The sequence below is a fragment of the Microvirga aerilata genome (assembly GCF_016743775.1).
Classification (GTDB): domain Bacteria; phylum Pseudomonadota; class Alphaproteobacteria; order Rhizobiales; family Beijerinckiaceae; genus Microvirga; species Microvirga aerilata.
Window position 1 is genome coordinate 1 of record NZ_JAEQMY010000169.1, and the last position, 5694, is coordinate 5694.

At 64.2% G+C, this 5694-nt stretch carries 6 protein-coding genes; 2 read left to right on the forward strand and 4 right to left on the reverse strand.

Annotation, left to right across the window (positions count from 1 at the left end):
• Window positions 1-167 precede the first annotated feature (167 nt).
• The 4 genes from JKG68_RS30610 to JKG68_RS30625 all read right to left on the reverse strand — a co-directional run bounded on the left by JKG68_RS30610 (window position 168) and on the right by JKG68_RS30625 (window position 4028).
• Window positions 168-1148: an aldo/keto reductase gene (locus JKG68_RS30610; RefSeq protein ID WP_202066046.1), complete on the reverse strand. Its 981-nt coding sequence runs from the start codon at window positions 1146-1148 to the stop codon at window positions 168-170.
• 143 nt (window positions 1149-1291) lie between these two features.
• Complete coding sequence (locus JKG68_RS30615) at window positions 1292-2407, reverse strand: NADH:flavin oxidoreductase/NADH oxidase (RefSeq protein WP_202066047.1); 1116 nt, start codon at window positions 2405-2407, stop codon at window positions 1292-1294.
• A gap of 411 nt (window positions 2408-2818) precedes the next feature.
• Window positions 2819-3565, reverse strand: coding sequence for an NADPH-dependent F420 reductase (locus JKG68_RS30620; protein WP_202066048.1), 747 nt, complete (start codon window positions 3563-3565; stop codon window positions 2819-2821).
• Window positions 3566-3596: 31 nt separating this feature from the next.
• Window positions 3597-4028, reverse strand: coding sequence for a MarR family winged helix-turn-helix transcriptional regulator (locus JKG68_RS30625; RefSeq protein ID WP_202066049.1), 432 nt, complete (start codon window positions 4026-4028; stop codon window positions 3597-3599).
• 245 nt (window positions 4029-4273) lie between these two features.
• Here JKG68_RS30625 and JKG68_RS30630 point away from each other — a divergent pair, with 245 nt between their 5' ends.
• A complete protein-coding gene (locus JKG68_RS30630) occupies window positions 4274-5464 on the forward strand; it encodes an efflux RND transporter periplasmic adaptor subunit (RefSeq protein ID WP_202066051.1) in 1191 nt (396 codons plus the stop codon).
• Between the two features lie 6 nt (window positions 5465-5470).
• Window positions 5471-5694: efflux RND transporter permease subunit (locus JKG68_RS30635; RefSeq protein WP_202066053.1), on the forward strand; the 224-nt coding region annotated here is incomplete at its 3' end.

Sequence of the window (5694 nt, forward strand, 5' to 3'; positions counted from 1 at the left end):
CCCGGTCCTCCTGCTGAGAATGCCCGATCAGGGAATCACGATCCGCCGCTAATCACGAGGACTTTTTCAACGAAATCTGCCATGAGCCGACATCAAAGCGGCCATACTGAAATAGCTGGGGGCCAATCACGAGAGACATCAGCTTTGCGGTCTTCCGAAGATCCCACTTAGGCAAATCCGGCCGCAGCGTGCGGCACATACGGCTCTTCCAGAGCCGCCATCTCCTCAGATGTCAGCTTGAGCGACAGGGCGGCCACTGCATCCTCTAGGTGCTGCGGCTTTGAGGCGCCAACGATGGGTGCGGTTACCACCGGCTTGTGCAGCAGCCAAGCCAATGCAACCTGCGCCCGAGGAACTCCGCGTCGGCTTGCGACTTCGGCCACACGTTCCACGACCTTGCGGTCCGCCTCCGCTGTATTGGCATACAGCGTCTTGCCGAACTCGTCCGTCTCTGCGCGGGCGCTGCTTTCATCCCAGTCACGAGTGAGACGGCCGCGGGCCAACGGACTCCAGGGGATGACACCGATGCCCTCAGCCTGGCACAGCCGCAGCATCTCTCGCTCCTCCTCGCGGTAGAGCAGATTGTAGTAGTTCTGCATCGACACGAACCGCGTCCAGCCATTCAGGTCGGCCGTGTAGAGCGCCTTGGCGAATTGCCAAGCATACATTGAGGAGGCCCCGATGTACCGGGCCTTGCCAGCTTTGACGACATCGTGCAGGGCCTCAAGTGTTTCCTCAATCGGTGTCGCGTAGTCCCAGCGGTGGATCTGGTAGAGATCGACATAGTCGGTGCCGAGCCGGCGCAGGCTGTTGTCGATCTCGGTCATGATCGCAAGGCGCGACAGGCCGGCTCCATTAGCCCCGGGGCGCATACGCCCATGCACCTTTGTAGCGATCACGACCTCCTCGCGCCTAGCGAAGTCACTGAGTGCACGTCCGACGATCTCCTCGCTCGTGCCGTCGGAATAGACGTTGGCAGTATCGAAGAACGTGATGCCAAGCTCCAGCGCCCGCTTGATGAAGGTGCGGCTCTGCTCCTCGTCGAGCGTCCAGGGATGGTTGCCGCGTTCGGGAGTTCCGTACGTCATGCAGCCGAGACACAGGCGAGAAACCTCAAGGCCTGAGCGGCCAAGCCTTACAGAATCCATAACCTTGGTCTCCTTGTATCCACTTTGGCTCCGCCAGACCGCCGCTTGAACAGGCTCAGCCGAAAATGCTGCTGAGGTCGTGTGCCACGCTTCGACCAGTAGAGGGGTTATATAGCTTACTCCGGAGGCCGCCCAGCGAGCGATCAGTCGTCAGCGCGCACATCGAAGAGACGTGGAAACTGGTGGGGTTGCGAGCGCAGGTACTGGTTCGGAGCCTTGACGGCAGCACCGAAATGCGCGGCCGCGTGCCACGGCCAACGGGGATCGTAGAGAATGGCGCGGGCGAGAGCGATCAGGTCGGCGTCGCCCGTGCTGAGGATGGCTTCCGCCTGTACAAAGTCGGTGATGAGACCCACGGCGATCACCGGCATTGTGGTGGCTGCCTTGACTGCACGGGCGAGCGGGATCTGGTAACTTGGACCTACTGGGATCTGCTGCGCGGAGCTGAGCCCGCCACTGGAGACGTGGAGTGCGCTGCATCCGCGGGCCTCGAGTTCTTTCGCAAACGCGACGGTCTCTTCGATTGTCCACCCACCCTCAGCCCAATCCGTGCCCGACACCCGCACTGTCACAGGGTGCTCCGCTGGAAATGCGGCCCGGACGGCATCGAATACCTCAAGTGGGAAGCGCATCCGGTTCTCAAGGGAACCACCGTAGGCGTCCTCACGCCGGTTGGACAAAGGCGACAGGAACTGGTGGAGCAGGTAACCATGGGCCGCATGAACCTGAACGGCTCCGATACCGAGCTGCGCGGCACGCCTGGCAGCATCGGCGAAGGCATCGCGCACCCGGGCCAGCCCTTCCTGGTCCATCGCCAGGGGAGAGACCTCCCCCAGCTCGTGCGGGATGGCTGAGGGAGCCATCGTCTGCCAGCTGTTCGGATGCTTAGGCGGGATCTGCTTTCCCCCTTTCCAGGGCACCTCGCTGGAAGCCTTCCGCCCGGCGTGAGCCAATTGAATGGCAATCGGCATGTCGGACCAGCGGCGGATGCTGTCCAGGACGCGCCGCATGGCAGCCTCGCATTCGTCTGAGTAGAGCCCAACATCGGCGTAGGTAATACGGCCCTCGGGCACGACAGCGGTTGCCTCGATGGTCAGGAGCGCGGCACCCGAGAGCGCGAGCTGACCCAGATGAATCAGGTGCCAGTCGGTCATGCATCCGTTCTCGGCCGAGTACTGGCACATGGGCGCGATCACAATGCGATTGGCGAGTTCGAGCTCGCCGACTCGGAAGGGTGTGAACAGTTTTGCACGCGCCATCGGCTACCTCTCAGGTTTCAGGTGAGTTCAAGCTTCGCGGCCGCCCTGTGCTAAAACGTGTGACTGACCGGAAAGGTCGGATTTAAGCGCGACAGAACAGAGTCATCATCTTAGCTTGAGGTTTGCCCCCTTCCTTGGACATAACGACGAACATCCGGACTAGGTCAAACTGAGCCGTTGGGCGTAGCCTTATCAAGGTCAGCTTACCCTGTGGCGACAGAAGTTCGGCTTTCGTCTGCGTCGTGTCATTAGGAGTCCTCCCGACTCCCGAACTCTTGTGGAGGTGCAGTATCACCCACATACGAGCAGAACTTCCTTCCCCCTCATACCTGCGAAGACCTCCCGCATGAGAGCGCTTCCTGCGCTCCAATTCCTCTTGCGCAGGTGCTTCGCAGGGAATAGCGCGAGGGCTCACATGAACAGCGCGCGGGTCAGTCGGACGGCGTATTCCGCGTCCGGGTTCGTTGTGCCGTCCCCAACCCGCTCCATGATTGCCGCGATCGACAGGTCGCGCCGCTTGGGCAGACGCGCCCGCTCTGCCGCAGCATGGGCGGCGGGCATTTCTTCGCGGGTGAGGTCCGTGCAGTAGCACGGAGCGCCAGGCTGCTGCCGCCACGTGTCGGCGAGTGTGCCCGCGTCGAAGGCGTCGAACCCGGTGTCCTCGACGAGTGCCATGCCCACTTGGCGGTCTCTGTCACGATCCGCCGCAACGGGAATCGCGATGCGGTCCGGGCTCCCCGCAGGCTTGCCCTTCCGCGCGAAGGAGTCGGAGCCGATGGCGTTCCATGCCTTGACAATGGGACGGCCCAACTGTTCGGACACCCACAGGCTCTCGACCTGCCCCTCTTCGATGGCGTCGATCCTGCCGTCGCGGGCAGGATAGTAGTTGGACGTATCGATGACGACCGTCCAGGCTGGGACGCTGGCGATCAGCGACGTAATCCCGGGAATGCGGTTGAGAGGGATCGACACGATCACGACGTCAACGTCCGCCACGGCTTCCTCTGCCGTGACCGCGCGTCCACCAGAGGCCAGCACGTCGGCCCCGATCGTGTCAGGGCCGCGGGAGTTGGCCACCTTCACGTCATGTCCGACCGCGCTCAATTTCTGAGCCAGGGTCTTGCCGATGTGACCAGTGCCCAAGATGCCGATCTTCATGATGGTCTCTCCTATGAATTCCTTGAAGGTTTCACTCGCTTGCCGGGTGGGCGAGCCCTTCGAGCGTGCGACGCAGGTCGTCCGCGCTCTGGTCGGTAAGTTGGCAGGCCGTCTTGATCCTGCCGGGGATGCCCCGGACTTCGGCTTCAAGAGCGCGGCCATGGGAGGTCAGGTCGACCAGCACGCGGCGTTCATCAGCCGGATCGCGGGTGCGCGTGACAAAGCCGGCACTCTCCAGCCGCTTAACCAGCGGCGTGATCGTGCCCGTGTCCATGCCGAGGCGGGTGCCAAGGGCGCCGACGGTCAGGGGCGCGCCATCCAGCAGCTCGAGGATCACCAGGTACTGGGGGAAGGTCAGGCCGAGCGGCTCCAGGAACGGCTTGTGCATGCGTGCCATGCGGTTCGCCGCGCCATAAAGCGCGAAGGATAGTTGCGTGCCGACATTGTGCCGCTCTGAAGTCATTTTCCTCTAGCTCGCTATCATCTAGCTTTCCAGATAATGCTTCGGCGGGACTTGTCAAGCGCCATCGTTCTGTTGCCACGCCGCGATGCAACCGACGCATGGGACGGTCCCGGCCAGTTCAACACCGGAGCGTGATCAGCCCTTGTAACGGCTTCAGATCGCGTTATCTAGTGTACCAGATTATGGGTCACTAGAGACTGCAACTACGCGTCCTTCCCCGAACACCGATCATCACGGACTACATCATGTACAGCTCACCACGGTCGCGCCTGAAGGCGTGCCTGATCGCCACCACGTTCCTGGTTCTCTCGTCCGGCGGCGTCCTCGCGCAAGCCGGCGGGGCCATGCCGCCGCCCGCCGTCGGCGTGATCCAGCTCCAGGCGCGGCCCGTCCCGGTCGTGAACGAGTTGCCGGGGCGCATTGCGGCAACCCGCACCGCCGAGGTCCGCGCCCGTGTCTCCGGCATCCTCCAGGAGCGGGTCTTCCAGCAGGGCAGCCGGGTCAAGAAGGGCGACGTGCTCTTCCGCATCGAGCCCCGCCTCTTCCGCGTCCGCATCGACAGCGCCGAGGCGTCGCTGCAAAAGGCCAAGGCGATCCAGGCCAATGCCCGCCAGCAGCTCGAGCGCCAGAAGACCCTGCGGGAACGGGCCGTGACCAGCGGCGTCGCCTTTGACGAGGCCGTCGCCAACCTGGCCCAGGCCGATGCCGACGTCGGTCTCGCCGAGGCCGCCCTGGCGGAGGCCAGGATCAATCTCGATTACACCGAGGTCCGCGCCCCGATCACCGGGATCATCGGCGGTGCCCTCGTCACGGAAGGCGCCCTTGTCACCGCAGAGGGCGCATCGGCGCTTGCGCTCATCCAGCAGGTCGACCCGGTCTATGCCGACTTCACCCAGTCGGCCCAGGAGCTGCTGGCGCTCAAGCGAGCCGTGGAGCAGAAGACCCTGGCCAGCCCCGCCCCGGGCGAGGCGCGCGTCGAACTCCTCATGGACGACGGCACCGTCTACGGGCAGCCGGGCCGCCTGCTGTTCGCCAGCGCCAGCGTGGCGCCCACCACCGGACAGGTGACGCTGCGGGCCGAGTTCCCGAACCCGAAGGGAGACCTCCTGCCCGGCATGTACGTGCGCGTCCGTCTCGAGCAGGCGGTGCGCCAAGCCGGTGTCACTGTTCCCCAGCGTGCCGTCGTGCGGACCGCGGCGGGCGAGGCCCAGGTCTACGTCCTGGGGGACGACAACACCGCGCAGGCGCGGCCCGTTACGCTCGGCCGCTCCCTCGGTCAGGACTGGGTGGTCGAGGCCGGCCTCAACGGCTCCGAGCGCATCGTCGTCGATGGCGTGCAGAAGGTGCAGGCTGGCGGCAAGGTCGCGCCCGAGCCCTGGAAGTCCGCATCGACCGAACCCACCACCACGTCCACGCTCAGCAAGGCGGTCGAGTAACCCATCATGGCACAGCTTTTCATCCGGCGCCCGATCCTGGCCTGGGTCTTCGCGCTCTTCATCTCCATTGCAGGCGTGCTCGCGATCCCGTTCCTGCCGATCGCGCAGTACCCGAAGGTGGCCCCGCCGCAGCTCACCATCACGACCACCTATCCGGGCGCATCGCCGCAGGAGATCTACCAGGGCGTCACCCGGCAGATCGAGGAGGAGCTGAACGGGGTCGAGGGCCT